This window comes from Dyella sp. RRB7, assembly GCF_022761115.1.
Classification (GTDB): domain Bacteria; phylum Pseudomonadota; class Gammaproteobacteria; order Xanthomonadales; family Rhodanobacteraceae; genus Dyella.
In genome coordinates this window covers 514,932-534,194 of record NZ_JAKWJS010000001.1, presented here as the reverse complement: position 1 = coordinate 534,194, position 19,263 = coordinate 514,932, and the positions used below count along the sequence as shown (strand labels likewise).

Sequence of the window (19,263 nt, the reverse complement as noted above, 5' to 3'; positions counted from 1 at the left end):
GAAGCTTTCCGTGAAGCTTTCAGACAAGGCTTCGCCCACCAAAGCGCACGCGCGCTCTGGCTCAAGCGTCGGTGATTACTTTCAGCTGGTTAACGCCTGCCCTGGGCGAGGTTCTCACCGCATCGCGGTGGCGCGGCGACGTTGCCGAAGCAATTCAATGCCATGGTCCAGCGACAGCGGCCCGGCTCCCAAGGCCATGAGAGTCAGCGCGAGGGAGCCCCAGTACAGGTGAAAATTCGCCCAGGCATCGGGAAACACCAATTGGATGACTGCCGTCATCAGGAGCAGGCCCAAGGCGGCAAAACGGGTGGCCAGTCCCACAAGCAGCAACAAGGGAAGGATGATCTCCGCCGAGCCGACAACGTAGGCCAACTGGTCGGGTGCCGGAAAACCGTAGAGGTTGCCGAAGATATGCAGCTTGAAGGCGTCTTCGAACAGGTAGGTCGTTCCTGGCGAGATGGACAGGAAGCCATCCCACCGCGTCAGGCCGGAGCGAAAGAACGGCAATGCGAGCGCGATGCGAGCGGCGATAGGCCCCAGGGCCATGCCGATTTTCGCGATGCCGTCCTGCACTCGATCAAAGAGTGTTCCCATGTTGCGTTGCGATGAAAGCTTAGCCATGTTGCACACCGGATGAATGAGGGTTGTCCTGGGTGGTGCGAGTGCCTACCACCAATTGCGCTTCAAAGAGCATGGCCATATGGGCGACGAGGTCGAATGGATCGTCGCTCTCGAAAGCCTGGTCGGCGGCATCCACCATCGAAGCTCCCTGCAACAAGGCCTTGAAAAACCTGGCGCCGCCTTTGGGCAACGGGTAGACATGGACATCCGCATCCGGGCGAACGACAAGGACTTCCTCGGGGCCATCATCCAGGTGGATGGTCTGCCCTTCGTTCGACTCGGTGTTCATCCGCCAGATCGAAAGCGCCGGAAACCTGGATTGCAGGATGCGCGTGGAAGGGTGCAGTTGCAGGCTCAGGAAACGCAGGTCGTTCGCGAGTATGTCTTTCAGGCAGCTGGCGGAAAGCGGCAGGGATTCAGCCGAGTGATAGGCTTCCACCCAGGCCCGTTCGATACGCGCCACATCGCCAAGGTAGGGCAGCCCGGATGCCGGCGGGAACGCATCGATGAAGTCCGGAAAGTCCGAGCCATAGTCGAACATCATGGGGCTGATCGGCGAGTGCGTGACGACATAGTCGCGCGCCATGGCGTGGAAGAATTCTTCGCCAACCAATTTGACCGTGGCCGGATATGCATCGCAAAGGGTGGAAACCTGTCCCGCCACGACATTGTTCCGGTAGACATTGAAGCGCCGCACACTCGGCCTTCCGTCGGGTCCGATGACGCCGTCCGGTATCGGCCGGCTGGCGTCGAGAAGCGCCTGGCCAAACACCAGTTGGCGCCCATGGAAGGTGCGTGGTTGGGGAAAGGGCATGACGGTGCTCGATCAGTTCGCGGCGGAGCGTTGCAGGACATTCGACCAGAAGGTCTCCAACTGCTGGACACCTCCGGCCGTCGAACTCCATAGCGTGGCATCGCTCACCAGCAGCGTGCCCTCGAACGTGCCCGGCGTTGACTGTAGAAGGGCATCGAATTCCTTCAGGCCGGTCTGGTTAAACGGGTGAGGCGGAGCGTTGGGGTCGACTTGCTGGCGAACCAGTACCTCCAGCTTGGAAACCGCCGCTCCAAGCCGCGCGAGATGCGGCAGATGCGGATGGGCGTTGAAAGCCTCCACCTGGCGCAGCAGTTGCCATCGGTCCAGGGCGTGCTCGGCGTGGAATGGCCACGGCGCACCGGACGCATCGAGCCGAGGATGAAGGCCAAACTGGTTTTCCACCGGCACATCGAGTTCCGCAAGCAGGGAGCGGGCAAAGCCGCCGAATCGCTGCTGGGGCGGAATGGTCCTGTCGCCATGGTGGTAGAACTCCTGCTCCTGGCGAGGCTGGTGCTTGTCCTCAGGAAGTCCGTTCACATCACCGATGTCGTGATGAGGGCAGACAAACAGGACATGATCCGGATGGGAGAGAAAGCGCCTGATCGCTTCCACTTCGTCCGAGGTCGGCATCTGGCGGGTACGTAGGGAGTCCAGGCTGATGATGATGAGCGTATCCACATCACGCAAAAGTGCGTCGTTGATCTCCCGCACCACGCCATCGTCACCCATGCGCTCGATGGCCGGCGCCGGATGCTTGGTGATGTCCTCGGCGAATTGGGTGAAGGCCGTAAAATTGGGTTTCTGGATGTGGTCGAGGAAACCGCCGATGCCCTGGTCGAACTGGTCGACTCGCGAAAATGCCTCGTATCGCGGGTAGAGCATGCGCCGGCTTTCGAATAGCGCCGGAAAGCGGTTGTCGATGACGGTGAGCGGCGCCGCGATCTCTTCGGGGCGACTCCAGGAGAAATACAAGACAACGCGCCGCTCAGACATGGATAGACCCCTGCATGTTTTTTCGCCAAAGAACGTTGGTAAGCGCCATGGACGTCATCCGGTCGCAGCCAGCGAAACTGCGTTGGCCAGGTCGGACTCGGCCAGCAGAACGGGAAGGTCGGGGATATTCGCATCCCACTCGATCATGGTGGAGACGCCCCCTATGCTGCGGATCGCGTGCGCGTAGAGCGACCAGACCGCGTCGTCGACGTATCGGTCGTGAGTGTCTATCAGCAAGGGCGAACCGTCCGTGTCGAGTTCCCGGGTGTGGCCGGCAAGGTGAATCTCTCCGACGGCCAGATGGTTGATCTGGTCGACATAGGCATAGGGGTCGAAGCCATGGTTATTGGCTGAAACATAGATGTTGTTGACGTCCAGCAGCAGGCCACACCCTGTTCGCCGGACGATCTCGTTGATGAAGTCGGGCTCGCTGTAGGAACTCTCCGCGAACTGGACATAGGTGGAGGGGTTCTCCAGCAATAGCCTGCGTCCCAGGAACGCCTGGGCCGTATCGATATGTTCGACGACCCGCCGTAGCGCTTCCTTGGTGTAAGGGATCGGCAGGAGGTCGTTCAGGTATCCGGACGGGTGCGTCGACCAGGCGAGGTGTTCCGAGAACATCGCCGGCTCGTAGCGTTCAATGAGTACCTTGAGGCGTAGCAGGTGCGCTTCGCTGAGAGGGCCGCTTGAGCCGATGGACAAACCTACCCCGTGAATGGAGATGGGGTACATCTCGCGGATCGCCGTGAGATAGCGGTGGGGAGGTCCACCATCGCCCATGTAGTTTTCCGCATGAATCTCAAAGAATCCAACAGCCGGATGTTGGTCGAGGATGGCCCGATAGTGCTCGGGCTTTAGCCCCACGCCGGCTTTGAGTGAAGGCAGGCTCTTCGGTCGCGCGGGCGCGATGCTGCCATGGCTGGATTGATCGTTGAAAGTCTTCACTTCGTGGCCCGGAATGGATAGGTCGTGTTCACTGGGACAGCGTGGAGAGAATGGACGCGCCAATCACCAAGGTGGCTATCCATCCCGTGAAGAACAGCAGCGTCCGAACAACAGGGATGCCGGCAGCGTAGATGATGTAATGGGCAACGCGCGCCAACAGATACAGCATGGTCGTCCATGCAAGCAGCGGCGCGCTGACGTGCACCATGGATGCAACCAAGGTGAGTGGTGCGAAGACGACTAGGTTCTCTATAGCGTTCGCATGGGCTCGTTTGGCGCGCTGGGCCCACAGGGGCAGCGGCGGCAGAGGACGATCGCGGTTGCCCATCGTCACCGCCAGCCCGCCGTTCACGATCAGCGCAAGGGTGTACGGCAACCACATCAATGCCGTTGCAAGTGCAACGTAGGTAAGCACTTTGAGCTCAAATGGTGATGTCATAGGGGCTGTTGTACAAAGACGGTGGGAAGATGGACGCTGGAAATTGCAAAGCCGAGCGACAGCGCCGCCCGGCTTTGCAAAGAGGTCAGACCTTGGGCTTCAGGCTGCCATTGCCGTTCGGGGTCTTGATCGACTCGCAGGTGCCCTTCGGCACGAGCTTGAACGAATTGCCCTGGTAGTCGGCCGTGCTGGTACCTGCGCAGGTGGTGCCTGCGCCGGCATAGCAGTCGTTCTGCCCCTTGAGCGCGGTGCCGAAGCAGGGTTCGACCTTGCCGGACTTCACCAGCGCCGTATGCTCAGCCTGGATCTTTTTCTGCGCCGGAGTGAAGTCCTGGGCGCTGACAGTCGTGGAGGCCATGCCGCTGATGAGGGTGGCAAGGGCGCCTGCGACGAGAGCGGTCATTTTATTGTTCGACATCGTTGTACTCCTTGGTTTTGGTTTGTAAATACGCTTGAGCGTTGCATGCGTGGAAGCCAGGTGGCTGCCGAACGGAGACCCATCACGTGTATATCGGGTCAATTTCCACTGAACACTTCCTTCCATGGATCATTTCCAGATTGTCATTGAGATGCCGCAAAACCACTTGGCTTCACCAAAAAAGTTCCTGCAGACACCGGTGCGGTCCACCGAAGCATGGCGAACCCCTGCAGTTCGATTGACTGCCGGTTTTCCGCCGCCGAGCGAGGCGAGATGGCCACGCTGTTTCGGCGGCACTTTTCGATCTATATGAACCCCAGGTCCTGCGCCCTGGACACGGCCTCGGCCCGCGTCCTTGATGCGAGCTTTATGAACACCCTTTTGACGTGGGACTTGACGGTCTCCGGAGCCACGTGCATTTCCCGGGCAATGCTCTTGTTGGATAACCCCAGGCGTATGAGGTGAAGGACGGCCGTTTCCTTCTTGCTCAACACGATGGGCAGGCGGACGACTTCCCTGGTGATCCTGGTGACTGCCGGCTCCGGCAGCAGCGAATCGATATAGGCGGATAGATGATGCAGGCTGCCGTCAATCGATCTTTTGTGCAGGCGCTGCAAATGCTCCTCGATCATCGGCAGGTGATCGACAAAGCTTCTGTACAGGCCGGCCTCGCATCCCCTGTGAAGAGCGTTGACTAGCTCGACATCCGCCTCGGCCGGCCGTCCGGCACGATTCAGCGCGCACGCCAGCATCTGCCTTAGTCGGATTTCCACCGCGGGGTGGCGCTGCGCCACGGATCGCTGAATGTGATGCTCGAGTTCGGAGCTGACGTGTAAAGAAGCGTCCTTCGTTGCCAGCTTGAAGTGGAGCATGGCGATCGTGAAGGGCCATGTGTCGGCGACGCCATTGATCCCATGGTCGGGCGAAGAGACGATGTCCCTGCACCTGAACATCGCGTCTTCCGCCAGGTCAAGACGATCCTGATAGATGTGCAGCGTGGCTTGGTGGCTGGCCGACTGCAATGCCAGGCGTTTCCAGCCCAGTCTTTTGCCGGTCAGTTCGGCCTGCCGCAAAATCGAGAATGCGAGACTGTCATTGCCTCCGGCGAACGCAATGTTGGCGGAGGTATCGAAGGCGAAAAGAGCACTCTCGATGGACCCCGATTGCTCGATCAATGAAAGCTGGCCGCGGAGCATGGCGTCGGCTTGTGCCACGTCACCTACTTCATAGGCGATATGGGCAAGCAGGCAGCGTGAAAGCGACGAGATGGGGCTTTTACACGCGACCGAAGCCTCGCAAAGAGCCAGCGCGGCCTTTGCCAGGCGCTCGGCCGACTTCAAGCGCAGCTGATCCGCCTCGATGGCGGCATCGATCGACAGATGGCCTGCTTCGGTAGATGCCTCGGAAAGTTGGGTCGGTGTCCGATGCGCTGCGTAGAGTCGATAGAGCGACTCGAAATCCCGCGACCGCCAGTAACCGATCTTCAACGTTCGGATAAGTTCGGCTTGGATGCGCGTGGATGGGCTTCGACGGAGAACGGCCTGCGCCTGGAGCGTCGCATGCGTCGCATCGTCACCCCACGTTGCGGCGATGGCCGCAATGGCGTCGAGTTCCTCAAGTGCGTTCGCGCTGGTGCAGTGCGCCATCCTTGCCCCGAGCGCCAGGGCGCGGGCTGTTGCCGCCTGAATGGCTGGCCTTATTCCCCGGTCGATAGCGTGCCAGGCTTCCTGGAGCGCCTCGGTCAGGAGCGGCGCCAGCGGTACGCCATCCAGATGAAAGGCTGGCGCGGCTTTGCAATCCGTCATGGCATGCATGGGCTTGGCCCGTAGCGCCGCGACCACCTGCGGTCGCGCATTCATGCCGTCACCTGCTGAAGCGCTTTCGACGGCATAAGGGTTGGCTTCCAGGTGTCATGGCGTGTGATTGGGCGCGAGCAAGAACGATGAGCCAGTACGCTTCTCGTGCCGAAGGCCATATGCTTGGTCGGATCGATTTGCAGCGAGGGAGGACGGCATGCTTCACTGGCTGCGTCGTCATCGGCGCTCGCAAAGCGGATCCGAAGCGAACTGCAAGACAACGGCATTGGATGATCCCCTCAGCCCAGGTGCACTGTCCTCACGTTTCACGGCGATGGTTCCGGCAAGGGATGCCGTCCCGTGATATTGGCTATGCTGAACCGTATGGGCGGGAATCGATTGAAAGGTTTTGCGGTCAAAAGAACCTTGTTGCTCTTTTTGCGGCAACGCATCCGAAAGACCACGCTATAACTGTCTGCTCAGCTCGGGTGCCGATCCCGCGCCACGTCGGGCGAGCGTTCATGGCTGGCCGATGTTCCGCACATCACATGTGACATGAAGCGGCGTTTGCGTCGGATTTGGCGAAGAACCGGCGATGACCTTATCCTTGGCCAGTATCGTGCCCGTGGAAGGCGCGACGGTCGCGGCGCGCCTGCCTTGCCGGGATTGGGCTGGATTCAGTCATGGATGCGACTGAGGAATCACTCGGTGCATCCAAGTCATGCCGACCTCGATAAGGAACTCAGGTCAGCAACACAGTGAGTGACCGTACGCCCTGGGCGCCATGTATGAGGACGCCTTCGATGTCGGCGGTGGCCGATGGTCCGGTGTGAAAGCTTGCATAACGGTATTGGTGGAATTCCGGACGGCGATAGGCATCCTGAAGCGTCGTGACGATGCTGGCTCGATCGAGAAGCACGATCAAATGCTGTGCGAGATAGGCCACGGCATTCGAGATTAGGTTTTCATCAACCAGCAGGACGGAACCGGTTTCTGCCACGCCAACCGAGGCCCGTGTGATCCCGACATCCACATCCGCCAGTTGCCCGGCTTCGGTGCCGGAAGTTATGGCGCGGTTACCCGAAAAATCGGGAACCGTCGACGCGATCACGGCGGCGTCTGGAAAAAGTTCGGCCATGGCGGCGTTGATCGTGCCGTCATAGTAATGCCCGCCCATGGCGACAAGGTTCCTGAGAAAGCAAGCTACAAGGTCACCGCCGTCGTCGAACGGAAAGCTCGGCAGATCCGGCAGCGGGTATGCACCGGCGGGCTGGTTCTCGCGAATCCTTTGGAGGATCGTGTCGCGCGCATTCATTGTGCTCCCTCCTCGCCGCCATGAGTGCGTTCATACCATTGGTGAAAAGTCTCGCGCGGCGGTTCGGGCATATCGCGGCCCTGTGTCCAGGTATTGAGGCGGTTGGTGACCGCGAAGTCCGGCAGAACCTTCAGTGCGCCGTCTGCGGTCGCTATGGCGGCACGATAGAGCTTGGGGTGAGACAGGACGGCACCAGCGGCCTTCATCAACGCCTGCTTGCCCAGGCCGATGTCGTGAGTTTCGGCCAGGGCCTTGCGCCAGGCAAAGATCTGCTTGTGGATGTCGATCTTTACCGGACAGACATTCGTGCATGAGCCGTTGAGGGTCGAGGCAAACGGAAGCGACGAATAGCGCCGGCGGTCGAAGGTCGGATCGAGGATAAGCCCGATCGGCCCCGAATAGGTTGCGCCGTAGGAAAGGCCGCCCGAGCGCCGGTAGACCGGGCAGGTATTCATGCAGGCGCCGCATCGGATGCACTTCAGGCTTTCCCAGAAATCGACCTCTCCAAGGCGGGCGGAACGGCCGTTGTCGACCAGCACGACATGCATCTCGCCGCCATGGCGTGGCCCACGAAAGTGCGAGGTATATTGCGTGATCGGCGAGCCGAGCGCCGAACGCGAAAGCAGGCGAATGAAGACGCCAAGATCGGCGATTCGCGGAATGAGCTTTTCGATGCCGATCGAGGCAATGTGTAGCGGCGGCACGTTGGCCGACAGGTCGGCGTTGCCTTCGTTGGTGCAGACGACGAAGGTGCCGGTTTCCGCGACGGCAAAATTGGCGCCCGTCATTCCCGCGTCCGCGCCGAGAATCAATGGGCGTGTCTTCTCGCGCTGTTGCTCGGCGAGATAGTGGACGTCGTCGTTGTTGGGGTCGGTACCCAGGGTTCTGGCGAAGACCTCGGCGACGTCGCTGCGCAGCTTGTGCACGGCGGGAACAACGATATGGCTTGGCGCTTCGTCGTCCAGCTGTTGGATACGCTCGCCCAGATCCGTTTCGATCACTTCAATGCCGACGCCTTGCATGTAGTGCCTGAAACCGGTTTCTTCGGTCAGCATCGACTTCGACTTGATCAGTCGTCTGGCACCGTGGTCGGACAGGATGCCATGCACGATTCGGTTATGTTCAGCACCGTCCTGCGCCCAGTGCACGTGGATTCCATTGGCCGATGCCTGTGCCTCGAATCGTTCAAGATGGTCGCCAAGGTGGGCGAGCGTGTGCTGCTTGATGGACGAAGCCAGCTCACGAAGCGTTTCCCATTCGGGAATGCCGTGCATCTGCCGGTCGCGCTTCTGGCGAAGATCCCAAAGGCGCTCGTCGTGCATCTTTTCGTGTCGCGGCGCGTCTATAAAGCGCTGCGCTGCTTCGTTGTGATCGACCGGTCGACGGTGGTGTACCTTTGCGCCGCGAGGCTGACGCTCCGGCGGTGGCGGCTGAAGCGGCCGCGATGTCGCCTCGCCATGGGTCAGGCGCTCCCCGCTCCCACTCTTCGCGCCGCCATCGTCCGGGGTCCCTAGCGCCTCGTGAAGCAACGCCGGCAGGCCGTCCTTGGCACGGCGCTGTTCGTGTGACTCTTTCATGCGCGATCTCCGTTCAGCACCTGGGCGATGTGCCGGAACTTGAGTGGCAACCCGAGGCGATCGGCACAACCTTGCTGGTGGAGCATGCAGGAGCTGTCCGCCGACACCACGTACTCGGCACCCGCCGATGCATGGTCGCGGACCTTGTCCTGTCCCATCTTCACCGAGACGGCCGGCTCGAACACGCTGAAGGTTCCGCCGAAACCGCAGCACTCGTCCGGTCGCGCCTTCTCCACCAGTTCCAGCCCCTTCACCATCCGCAACAGGTTGAGTGGCTTGGAATAGGGCGGCTCCCGCCGTTCGGACATGCTGCCATGGAAAATGCCGCGCAACGCGTTGCAGTTGTTGTGGTAGCTGACCTTGTGCGGAAATTCGGCCCAGGGGAACCCATCGACCTTCAGCACGTCGTGCAGAAACTCGACCAGTTCAAAGGTCCGCTCGCGCACCTGCCGGACCTCTTCGGTCTGGTCGATGGCGGTCATGTGGCAGCGTATCTGGTGCGTGCAGCTTCCCGAGGGCACGACGATATAGTCGAAGCCGGCGAAGTTGCGCACGAAAAGCTCCTCGGTCGCTTTCGCCTCGTTGTGACAGCCGGCATTGACCATGGGCTGGCCGCAGCACGTCTGATCGAACGGATACTCGGGGTCGATGCCAAAACGGCGCAACAGCTTCAGCGTGGCGATGCCGACCTCGGGCTCGAAGGCATCGATATAGCAGGGAACGAACAGTGCTACGCGCATGAGATGTAACCTCGATGAAACACGTTGGTTGCCGTCAGCTCGACAATCTTGTCATCACGGCCGGATAGTAATGCACGCAGCCTGTAGAGGCTGACTCGCTTGGCCCGGGCCCGCTGGATCGTGCGCGGCACCGAAATCGCGTGGCGCGGTAACGATTGCGGTTTCTTGCGTGCCATTGACCGCCATTGCTTCTCAAAACCAATGTCCTGGATGCAGGCTTTCTTGGTCTTTATATCCACTCATGCGATCGATTAGCTCTTCTTTGCAATGAGCGCCTTCAGCGTGTGGTTTTCCATGGCCAGTTCGGCATACATCCGCTTCAATTTTCCGTGCTCCGCCTCGATGTCACGCAATCGCTGCACGCCGGAAACGTCCATGCCGCCGTACTTGGTTCGCCAGGCGTAGTAGGTTGTCTGCGAAACATGGAGCTCATGACAGACATCCCTGACCTTGCGGCCACTTTCGACTTGCTTCAACGCCGCGACGATCTGGCTCTCGGTAAACCGACTCTTAGGCATCGTCTCGCACCCCACATTCGTGGTTGAAGGCGCGGCGAAGAGCCTCTGGAAGAAAGGCAAGTCTTTGCGGCGGCCCTGAAACGCCGTCTCGTCCTGTGACTTAAGTTCACCAAAGCAACTGGGCGATGGGGCCTAAGAGATGCATAGAAGCCTATGCCCGCTTGCCCAATCGACATGCGACTGGGCGGACATCCTATCCGCCATTCATGGTTGTCGATTGATATTTCTTGCGCTTACTGGATTTCTGTTGCGAGCGCTGCACCATCACGCCGCTGCTGTGCAACCCTGGAACGGCGAAACATGGGGCTGCCTGATTCCTGCTTCATGGCGCCATCGATCGTTTGGCGGGCAGCTCAGTTGGGGAGCGTTTCCCGCCGGGTCGACCGGCGTCGGCCGTGTTCTCTTGCGAAGGCCGCAGGCGTGCATCCCACGTGGAAATGAAACCTTCGCGTGAAGTGGCTTTGATCGGCGAACCCGGCCATCAACGACACTTCGGCCAGTGACAGGCTGGTTTCGATAATGAGCACCTGAGCCCGGCGGATACGGCACTGTTCCACAAAACTGAATGCGGTTGTTCCGGTGCTCTGCTTGAAAATTCGGCAGAAGTGAAAGCGACTCACATTCACCAGATTGGCGAGTTCATCAAGACTTATGCTTCGGTGCAGATTGTCTTCGACAAATGCCGTCAGGCGTGTCATCTCCAATCTTCCGAGCGATCGGGTGCGCTCCACCTCGACGACGCCAAAGATGTTGTAGCGTCGAATCAAGTGAGCCGCGATGGCGGTTGAGAGCGCATCGACGATGAGTATCTGGCAGGGGTGGGGTTCCAATTCCATCTCTGCAATAAAGGTCTGAACGAGTCGGCCAATGATCGGATCGAAAACCTCAAAGACATTGCGGATTTCCACCTGGGTAACCACATGCTGGCCCAGCTGCTCTGCGGCCGCTGCGATGAGCGAAGTCGGGACGCGCAGTCGGGCGGACGGAGCCACGTCTCCCTCCCAGGATGATGGGTAGCCGGCTGGCATGATGATGGTGTGCCCGGCCTTGATCAGGCTGCTGTGCACGCCGCCACCGCGGATCTGCGTCAGCTTGGCGCTACCGGAGGGGCAGTAGTGGACCATGTGGTGGTCCAGACCGGCATAGCTTTCGCCCACCTTGGAATAGGCGCGATGAACATCGACGGTTACGCCGTTCCAGCCGCGTCCGCGCGTGCTTGTCATGGGCATCTGCGGCCTGGCATGCAGGATTTCGTCGATCGAGATCAAATTTCGAACGGAAGATGATCGGGTGACACTTTCGATAGTCATGAACTTTCCCCATCACCGATGGCCGATATGTCGAGCGACTGACGACTTGAACCCAGGATTCTTTTCATCCCATGCCCGTCGCTCGACCTTTCTGGCCTGCATCGCTATCTTGAGTCCGAGCGGCACTCTATATTCTTGTTCCATTTTGCTCCCAGTGGGACAGCGTTGCGTTAGGAAAAGGTGGTTTGGGTGGAACGACGGCTCATCCTCGTCTCTGCCAGCGCCGATTGCCGAACGTGTTGAAGCGCCATGGCTGAATGGCGCATCCGTAGGGCGGCAGCTTTACCTCGGCCGATCGGGGCGGTCCGGTCGGCGTGCCTTGCGGCATCAACGGCTGTTTGACGCGGCTGCCAAGCAGCCTCTCGACAGCTTGCCCTATGACCGACCGCTTCGTACTTGATCGCTGTCACGGCTATCAGTAGCGACGCCTGCGTGACAGCAGCCCGGGCAATTGCAGGCGGGTTTCCATGACTTCGTAATGGAAGCGAGTATCGACTGGATTGTCGACGCCCGTTTCGCTACTCGTGCTTGTGTCGAACCTCGCGCGGATGCCTCCAGCGGAAGGAATTACGCGCATTGAGCAATCGCGGCCTACGGACCGCAAAAAATGGCTATCCAATCGGGATGCTCCTAAGTAGTTTTCGCGGGCCGGGGTGATGCGCATCGGTGCGCATGCGGCCCCGCCCGCAGCGCACCGTCGAGCGATGTGCAAGCACTCGCGCATAGGGTGCGATGGATCCGATCAGATGATGGGTACGCATGGTGCCAGAACACAGGGAGCGGTATGAGAGCGGTCGGCGTTGATCTTGCAGCTTCTGACGGCACGGCAGAGTCGCTGGTTGATATCCAGATACCTGTCCCGGTTCCTGGGCCACGAGACGTGCTGGTGCGGGTGCACGCCGTTTCGGTCAACCCGGTCGACACCAAGGTCCTGGCAGCAAGCGCGGGGCCCGGCGTCGGTTGGAAGATCCTGGGCTATGACGCTGCAGGCGTGGTCGAAGCGATAGGCGAACACGTCACGCTGTTCAAGCCAGGGGACCACGTTTTCTACGCGGGCGACATCAATCGACAGGGCACCAATGCCGAGCTGCACGCGGTGGATGAGCGCATCGTGGGACACAAGCCGTCGTCCTTGGATTGGGCCTCTTCCGCCGCGTTGCCTTTGACATCCATAACGGCATGGGAGGCGTTGTTCGATCGATTGGATATTTGTCGCCCCGTGCCGGGCGCGAATGCCATCCTGATGGTGGGTGGCGCAGGGGGCGTGGGGTCTGTCGCCATTCAATTGGTCAAGGCGCGGACGGATCTTGTCGTCATCGCCACGGCATCCGGGCAAGAGTCGTCAGAGTGGGTGCGATCGTTGGGTGCGGACCACGTGGTCGATCATCGCCAGCCTCTGGCCGGCGAGATCGCCAGGCTGGGCATAGCGGCGCCGGGCTTTGTGTTATCGACAACGCATAGCGAAGAGCACCTGCCGGAAATCGTCAAGCTGATCGCCCCGCAAGGGCGCGTTGCGTTCATCGATGATCCCAAGTGATATTGTTCCTTTGAAGTCAAAGATGATCTCGGCCCACTGGGAATACATGTTCGGCCGGTCGACTTATCAGACGACGGACTTGTCCGTGCAGCACGGCATTCTGGAAGAAGTATCCCGACTGGTCGATGCCGGGAAGGTGGTGAGCACACTCACCCAGCGCCTGTCCCCCATCCATGCCAAGACCCTGCGTGACGCGCACATGCTTGTTTCAAGCGGGGCGGCCCACGGAAAGGTGGTGGTCGAAGCATGGCAATGATCCCTTCGTCACCAACGCGGTGACATTACCGAACATCAGGAGAAGTTTCGTGGCTAAAATTCTTTGCGTGCTCTACCCGGATCCGGAGAGCGGTTATCCGCCGAAATACGCGCGTGATTCGATTCCCGAGATCACGTCCTACGCGAACGGGCAGACGGCGCCGACGCCGCACGACCTGGGCTTCACGCCGGGAGCGCTGGTGGGATGCGTTTCGGGTGAACTTGGTCTGCGCGCGTATCTCGAAGGGCTGGGTCACGAGCTCATCGTGACCAGCGACAAGGATGGCGCGAATTCCGAGTTCGAAAAGCACCTGCCGGATGCGGAGATCGTCATCTCGCAGCCATTCTGGCCCGCCTATCTCACGGCGGAACGCATTGCCAAGGCGCCCCGCCTGAAGCTGGCCGTGACGGCCGGCATCGGCTCGGACCACGTCGACCTGGATGCCGCGGCGAAAGCGGGCATTACCGTGGCGGAAGTCACCGGATCGAACAGCATCAGCGTGGCGGAGCACGTGGTCATGACAGTGCTGGCCCTGGTTCGCAACTACCTGCCGTCGCATGAGATCGCGGTACGGGGCGGGTGGAACATCGCCGACGCTGTTTCCCGCAGTTACGACGTGGAAGGGATGCACTTCGGCACGATTGCGGCAGGCCGCATCGGGCTGGCGGTGCTCCGTCGCCTGAAGCCGTTTGGCCTGCACCTGCACTACACGGACCCGCACCGCCTTCCCCACGAGACGGAACAGGAACTGGGTCTGACCTATCACCCCGATGCCGCGTCGCTGGTCGAGGCCGTCGACATAGTCAACCTCCAGATGCCGCTCTATCCATCGACGCAGGACTTTTTCAACGATGCGATGTTCGCCAGGATGAGGCGCGGCTCGTATCTCATCAATACGGCGCGTGGACGGCTGGTGGATCGTGATGCGTTGGTGCGCGCGGTGGAGTCCGGCAAGGTGGCCGGTTACGCCGGTGACGTGTGGTATCCGCAGCCGGCCCCGGCCAACCACCCGTGGCGCACGATGCCCTACAACGGCATGACTCCGCACATTTCGGGAACCTCGCTGTCCGGCCAGGCCCGTTATGCGGCCGGCACGCTCGAAATTCTGCAGAGCTATTTCGAGCAACGCCCGATCCGCGACGAGTACATGATCGTCGCCGGAGGCGCGCTGGCCGGCACCGGTGCCAAGTCCTATAAGCTCGACTGAGTCCATGGCGATCGGGCAGCGCAACGACGGGGCCGCTTGCTGCAAGTCCTGGTGTCGCCAGCTTGCCGTGGCCATGGGCTTTTCACCGGGTTGACTGCCTGTCAGGTGAAAAGAACCCTATTGAGAACCGGGTGTTGTCGCCCATGCCGAAAAGCCCGCGCAAGCGCGGGCTTTTTGCTGCCTGACCGACAGGTGGCTCTCCAGCCTCGGGCTTGCTAGATTCGCTTGTCCCAAAGGAATGCCTGCATGACGTCGCTACTACTCATACGCCACGGTGAAGTGGAGGGCATCAGCCCGCCGATATTTCGTGGGCGCGCCGAACTGGCCTTGACCCCCCATGGTGTGCGCCAGGCGGAGCTGACGCGGGATCATCTTCGCCAGCATTGGGATGTTGATGCGATCTATTGCAGCCCGTTGGGGCGCTGTGTGCGAACGGCGGGCATGATCGCCCAGCCCTTCGCCTTGCAGGCGACGACGCATGCGGGCCTTACCGATATCGATTACGGCGCCTGGTCTGGCCACCCGGTGCTGGAGATACAGGAGCGGTCGCCCAGGGAATATGGTCTTTGGAAAAGCGCGCCGCATACGCTGCGCCTGCCGCAGGGCGAGAGCCTGCAGGAGGTAGCGGCACGCGGCACCGATGCGCTGGCCGATATTCTCGCGGCGCATCCGCAAGGCACGGTCGCCGTGGTCACGCACGACAGCGTGATTCGCGTGTTGCTATGCCATTTTTCGGGTTTGCCGCTGTCCAGCTATTGGTTGTTCGAACCTGCGCCTTGCGGCGTGACCCTGGTGCAGGCGGGTGACCGCTTTGCCATCCGCATGGTCAATGGTACCCAGCATTTGATGGGCGCCTGATTCGCCGCTTCCCACTCGCCTGATTCGACCGGAAAGGTGACCCGTGATACCTCATTTCACTGACCATTCGGCCAATGAGCGGACCTACCTGGCATGGGTACGCACGGCGATTTCCCTGATGGCGTTCGGCTTCCTGCTGGAGCGCTTCGATATCTTCCTGATCTACGCGGCGAAGACATCCGACAAGGCCGCTGGCGCCTTGCACACGCGGGCCTCGGAATGGCTGGGCCTGGCGTTGCTGCTGGTGGCGGCGTTGGTGATTATCGGCGCCAGCATGCGTTTCTACCGGAACCGGCGTGCCATCGAGGCCGCTGCCGTGTCGACCTATGGTGATTCGTGGACCGCGCGCCTGATGGCGGCGCTGCTGATCGTGATGACCGTCTTCCTGCTGCTTTACGTGGCCAGGCAGATCGCCGCGCTCAGCTAGCCCCCGTACCGGGAACCGCCGCGTGTACGGCGCATGTTTGCAGGGCGTGCATCCGCCCCGTGGCAGGCCGGACGCCGCCAGTGCCTATGGCTTCTTGGCGCTCTTGCGGGGCTTGGCCTTGGTTTCGCTCGCCGCGATCAGCTGCTGCAGGTACTGGATGCCTTCTTCTTCGGGAAAGAAGGCCACCACGTCGGCGACTGATAGCCGGTAGCGCTGCACCAGCGCGAGAAACTCGGCCTTGGCGCGGGCGAGCCGTGCGTCGCCGGTGACTTCTCGCTGCGCCGCCTGCTGCTTGCGGTCGAGTTCGGCGAGTTCTTCCTGGAAGCGCCGGAAAGCGTCTTTGGGGACGGTCATGACGGTACATCGTTCTGGCGGGGGAGGGCGATTGTCTCACGCCCGCCGGGCGGGACGCGCCGTCCGCGCCCCCATGGGATCGAACACGCCCCGGTCAGGCCGGTGCTGGAAGGCCCCTCATTGTGTCCACAGGCGCGGATCGGATGGCGTCGGCGCAGCGTTGCTGCTGGCCGGGATCGCCACCCTGACCCTGAGCCCCCTGCCGTGCGGCGAATCCAGCAGCTCGATCGACGCACCATGCAGCCCGGCCGCGCGCTGCACGATGGAAAGGCCCAGGCCATAGCCTTCGCCGTGGCTGGAGCTCTCGCGATGGAAGCGCGCAAAGACGGCATCGCGGCGCTCGGGTGGAATGCCCGGGCCATCGTCGATCACGTCCAGCGTGGTCTCATGCGTGTTCTGTTCAATAGCCAGCTGGACCTGTCCCCCATGGGGCACATGGCGCAGCGCGTTCTCGAGCAGGTTGCGCATCATTGCGGCGAAGGCCGCATCGTAGCCCTTGACCAGCACCGGCTCGCCCTTGGGCTGGAAGCCCAGCCCCACGCCACGGCGGGAGATCACCGGCGTGAGTTCATCGATCACGTCGCCGGCAATGGCGAGCAGGTCGATGGTGACCGGTGCGCTCGCGGCGGCGCCGGCCTCCAGCTTGGCCAGGGCCAGCAATTGCTCCACGCGGCGCGCCAGCGTGGCCACGCTCTGGTGCGCGCCAGCCAGGCTGTCATGCACTTCCGACAGATCGTCGGTGGCCAGCGCACTCTCGAGATTGAGCATGATCGACGCCAGCGGCGTGCGCAGTTCGTGCGCCACGTCGGCGCTGAAGCGGCGCTCGCGTTCCAGCGCATCCTCCTGTCGCCCCAGCTGTTCGTTGAGTGCGCTCAACACCGGCTGCAGTTCGAGCGGCGCGTGATCCAGGGTGATCGGCTCGCGACTGCCGGGCTCGCGCGATGACAGCGCCGATGCCAACGCCACCAGCGGCCGCAAGCCACGCGTCACCGACCAGCCGATCAGCAGGGCCAGCACCGGCAAGCCGAGCAGGAAGGGCAGGCCGTGTTCCAGCCATAGCGTCTGGATGATCGCCTCGCGCGTGTCGTAGCGTTCGGCCACGCGGATGACCATGTCGTTGGTCTTGTCGACATACGTGTAGACACGCCAGATGTGGTGGGCCTTTTGCAGGTCCAGGAACGACGATCGGTCGCTCGGCGAGGCCGGCAGCGTCAGCAGGTTGGCCGAGCCAAGTATCAGCTTTCCATGCTTGTCGAAGACCTGGTAGCCGACTTCCGATTCCCACGTGGGAACATCGCCGGCTGCCTGCACCACCTTCTTCTTCTGCACGCTCGCCAGCAGCGGCTCGTTGCCGACCAGGCCCTGGATGCCGACACGCTGGATAAGCGCGCTGATGGTATGCGCGGCCTGCGCAAGCCGTCCGTCGGACATTTCCTCCAGCTCCGCGCTGGTATGCGTAAAGCTGTAGATCGCCAGCGGTACCCATACGATGAGCAGCATCGCCACGATCATCCAGCGCAGCCGGCCGCGGAGGCTGTTGAGCTTCATTGCGGGTCACGCGGAATCATGTAGCCAAACGCGCGGATGTTCTGGATGGTCTCGAAACTCAGCTTGCGTCGAAGCGAGTGGACGATCACGTCCAGCGCGCTGTCGCCCACGATCTTGTCGTGACCGTACAGCGAGCTTTCCAGCGTGTCCCTGCGCACCAGGCGTCCGGCGCGCTCCATCAAGGCTTGCAGCAGGGAGAACTCGCGGCGGGTGAGGTCCACCCGCTGGCCGCGGAAAGTCACTTCCAGCGTGGCGAGGTCCAGGCATAGCGCGCCGACCTCGATGCGGTTGATGGCCAGGCCCTGCATGCGGCGCGTCAGCGAGCGGATGCGCGCGCCCAGCTCGTCCAGGTGGAATGGCTTGGTGAGGTAATCGTCCGCCCCTGCATCCAGGCCGTGGACGCGCGCCTGTACCGCGTCGCGTGCGGTGAGGATGAGTACGGGCGTGCGGATGTTGTTGCGACGCGCCTCGATGAGCACGTCCAGGCCGTCCTTGCCTGGCAGGCCAAGGTCGAGCAGCACCAGATCGGCCGATTCCTCCTGCAACGCGGCCACCGCCTGGCAGCCGTCGCGCAGCCAGGTCACCGTATAGGAGAGGCGTTCGAGCGCCCGCCGTATCGCCGCGCCCAGCTGCTCGTCGTCTTCAATCAGGATGATGTGCAAGTGTCGCCCCGTCGATGCTGCCATCGCGACGCACGTCGCGTGTGTCGCCCGGCCAGATTGTCTTGCAGAAGTGTGACAGCCCCGGGTAACCGGGGCCTTGGATGGGTACGTATGGCGACGGTCGGTGGGCGGGGCCCGTCCATGGGGCCCCGCATTCTTTCCGTCAGGGCGTCGCTGGCGCCGCGTCGGCGGCCTTCACCAGGCCGGCCGTGCGCAGTTCCTCGGTGGCCGCCGCCAGATCGTGCTGCATCGCGGGGGAGGTGAGCATGGCGGTGGCCAGGGCCTGGCCGAACACGCGACCCGCATAGATGTCCTGCAGGGTGTGCACGCCCTTCACCACGCGGCGCCAGCCGATATCGCGCGCGTGCTGCATCAGCGCGTCCGTGTCCTGCGGAAACAGCTGGGCCAGCAGGATGGCGTCGACCGTGGCGCGGCTGGAGTGTCCGCTGGGATAGCCGTAGCTCTTCTTCTTCGCCTCCTCCGGATCGCGGGCACAGGCCGAGGCGGGCGGGCAGGGGCGCAGGCGCTTCCAATGGTTCTTGGAGGTGTCGACGGCTTGCTTGGTTTCCTCCTCGGCCTCCTTGAAGAGTGCGGCTACATGCGGAAGCTTGTCGGCCTGGAAACCCGGGCCGACGACCGAGGCGAACGCGAACGCGTCAAACTTTTCCTCTTGCAACGCGGCGTTGAAATCCGCCGTGGAGCGCTGCGCGAAAGCGCGGTCGGTGGCGGCGCGGTCGGCCAGGTCTTCGGCGCTGCCCGGTGCGCTGGGCGGCGCGAGGATGGCCATGGCGTTGGCCATCTGGGCAGGGGTGAGGTAAGCGTCGGTGGCGTGGTTGCTGCGGGCATCGGCCATGCCGCAGGCGAGGGTGGCGGCCAGCAGGACAGCGAGGCGGATTGGGATCTTCTTCATGATGCGAGTCCGGTGGCC

19 protein-coding genes and 2 pseudogenes are annotated in these 19,263 nt (G+C 61.8%); 4 read left to right on the top strand and 17 right to left on the bottom strand.

Annotation, left to right across the window (positions count from 1 at the left end):
* Positions 1-114: 114 nt before the first annotated feature.
* The 13 genes and pseudogenes from MJ606_RS02465 to MJ606_RS02405 form a co-directional block, all read right to left on the bottom strand.
* Positions 115-621 (bottom strand): DoxX family protein, encoded by a 507-nt coding sequence (locus MJ606_RS02465; RefSeq protein WP_243047826.1) that lies wholly within the window; start codon positions 619-621, stop codon positions 115-117.
* Positions 614-1,393, bottom strand: coding sequence for a DNA-binding domain-containing protein (locus MJ606_RS02460; RefSeq protein WP_243047825.1), 780 nt, complete (start codon positions 1,391-1,393; stop codon positions 614-616). Before MJ606_RS02460 ends, MJ606_RS02465 begins: the two co-directional genes overlap by 8 nt.
* Positions 1,394-1,447: 54 nt before the next feature.
* Complete coding sequence (locus MJ606_RS02455; protein WP_243047824.1) at positions 1,448-2,428, bottom strand: hypothetical protein; 981 nt, start codon at positions 2,426-2,428, stop codon at positions 1,448-1,450.
* A gap of 54 nt (positions 2,429-2,482) precedes the next feature.
* Positions 2,483-3,373 (bottom strand): DUF692 domain-containing protein, encoded by an 891-nt coding sequence (locus MJ606_RS02450; protein ID WP_243047823.1) that lies wholly within the window; start codon positions 3,371-3,373, stop codon positions 2,483-2,485.
* Positions 3,374-3,401: 28 nt separating this feature from the next.
* Positions 3,402-3,788, bottom strand: a complete 387-nt coding sequence (locus tag MJ606_RS02445) for an MAPEG family protein (protein ID WP_243047822.1) — start codon at positions 3,786-3,788, stop codon at positions 3,402-3,404.
* Between the two features lie 109 nt (positions 3,789-3,897).
* Positions 3,898-4,230 carry a DUF2282 domain-containing protein gene (locus MJ606_RS02440; protein WP_243047821.1) on the bottom strand — a complete coding sequence of 111 codons (333 nt, stop codon included), beginning with the start codon at positions 4,228-4,230 and terminating at the stop codon, positions 3,898-3,900.
* Between the two features lie 305 nt (positions 4,231-4,535).
* On the bottom strand, positions 4,536-6,089 hold the full coding sequence (locus MJ606_RS02435; protein ID WP_243047820.1) for a LuxR C-terminal-related transcriptional regulator: 1,554 nt from the start codon (positions 6,087-6,089) through the stop codon (positions 4,536-4,538).
* A 679-nt stretch (positions 6,090-6,768) separates the two neighbouring features.
* Positions 6,769-7,341 carry an LUD domain-containing protein gene (locus MJ606_RS02430; protein ID WP_243047819.1) on the bottom strand — a complete coding sequence of 191 codons (573 nt, stop codon included), beginning with the start codon at positions 7,339-7,341 and terminating at the stop codon, positions 6,769-6,771.
* Positions 7,338-8,918 (bottom strand): lactate utilization protein B, encoded by a 1,581-nt coding sequence (locus tag MJ606_RS02425; RefSeq protein WP_243047818.1) that lies wholly within the window; start codon positions 8,916-8,918, stop codon positions 7,338-7,340. Before MJ606_RS02425 ends, MJ606_RS02430 begins: the two co-directional genes overlap by 4 nt.
* On the bottom strand, positions 8,915-9,658 hold the full coding sequence (locus tag MJ606_RS02420; protein WP_243047817.1) for a (Fe-S)-binding protein: 744 nt from the start codon (positions 9,656-9,658) through the stop codon (positions 8,915-8,917). The genes MJ606_RS02425 and MJ606_RS02420 overlap by 4 nt, the downstream gene beginning before the upstream one ends.
* Entirely contained in the window at positions 9,649-9,897 is a 249-nt protein-coding gene (locus tag MJ606_RS02415; protein ID WP_243047816.1) for a hypothetical protein, read from the bottom strand. The genes MJ606_RS02420 and MJ606_RS02415 overlap by 10 nt, the downstream gene beginning before the upstream one ends.
* 15 nt (positions 9,898-9,912) lie before the next feature.
* Positions 9,913-10,176, bottom strand: a pseudogene (locus MJ606_RS02410) (transposase); the annotation flags it as partial.
* 353 nt (positions 10,177-10,529) lie between these two features.
* The gene (locus tag MJ606_RS02405) at positions 10,530-11,486 is read right to left on the bottom strand and encodes an AraC family transcriptional regulator (RefSeq protein WP_243047815.1); all 957 of its coding nucleotides are present in this window, start codon (positions 11,484-11,486) and stop codon (positions 10,530-10,532) included.
* Between the two features lie 784 nt (positions 11,487-12,270).
* On the opposite strand from MJ606_RS02405, the pseudogene MJ606_RS02400 reads away from it, so the two are divergent.
* The 4 genes and pseudogenes from MJ606_RS02400 to MJ606_RS02385 all read left to right on the top strand — a co-directional run bounded on the left by MJ606_RS02400 (position 12,271) and on the right by MJ606_RS02385 (position 15,771).
* Positions 12,271-13,279 (top strand): annotated as a pseudogene (locus MJ606_RS02400) (zinc-binding alcohol dehydrogenase family protein).
* Between the two features lie 49 nt (positions 13,280-13,328).
* Complete coding sequence (locus MJ606_RS02395) at positions 13,329-14,486, top strand: NAD-dependent formate dehydrogenase (RefSeq protein WP_243047814.1); 1,158 nt, start codon at positions 13,329-13,331, stop codon at positions 14,484-14,486.
* 246 nt (positions 14,487-14,732) lie between these two features.
* Positions 14,733-15,344, top strand: a complete 612-nt coding sequence (locus MJ606_RS02390; RefSeq protein ID WP_243047813.1) for a histidine phosphatase family protein — start codon at positions 14,733-14,735, stop codon at positions 15,342-15,344.
* A gap of 43 nt (positions 15,345-15,387) precedes the next feature.
* Positions 15,388-15,771 (top strand): DUF202 domain-containing protein, encoded by a 384-nt coding sequence (locus MJ606_RS02385; RefSeq protein ID WP_243047812.1) that lies wholly within the window; start codon positions 15,388-15,390, stop codon positions 15,769-15,771.
* A gap of 84 nt (positions 15,772-15,855) precedes the next feature.
* On the opposite strand, the gene MJ606_RS02380 is transcribed toward MJ606_RS02385, so the two are convergent.
* The 4 genes from MJ606_RS02380 to MJ606_RS02365 form a co-directional block, all read right to left on the bottom strand.
* Positions 15,856-16,125, bottom strand: a complete 270-nt coding sequence (locus MJ606_RS02380) for a 2-hydroxyacyl-CoA dehydratase (protein WP_243047811.1) — start codon at positions 16,123-16,125, stop codon at positions 15,856-15,858.
* A 117-nt stretch (positions 16,126-16,242) separates the two neighbouring features.
* Positions 16,243-17,673 (bottom strand): ATP-binding protein, encoded by a 1,431-nt coding sequence (locus tag MJ606_RS02375; protein ID WP_243047810.1) that lies wholly within the window; start codon positions 17,671-17,673, stop codon positions 16,243-16,245.
* Positions 17,670-18,335, bottom strand: coding sequence for a response regulator (locus tag MJ606_RS02370; RefSeq protein ID WP_243047809.1), 666 nt, complete (start codon positions 18,333-18,335; stop codon positions 17,670-17,672). The genes MJ606_RS02375 and MJ606_RS02370 overlap by 4 nt, the downstream gene beginning before the upstream one ends.
* Before the next feature lie 163 nt (positions 18,336-18,498).
* Complete coding sequence (locus MJ606_RS02365) at positions 18,499-19,245, bottom strand: phosphatase PAP2 family protein (protein ID WP_243047808.1); 747 nt, start codon at positions 19,243-19,245, stop codon at positions 18,499-18,501.
* Between the last annotated feature and the right edge of the window lie 18 nt (positions 19,246-19,263).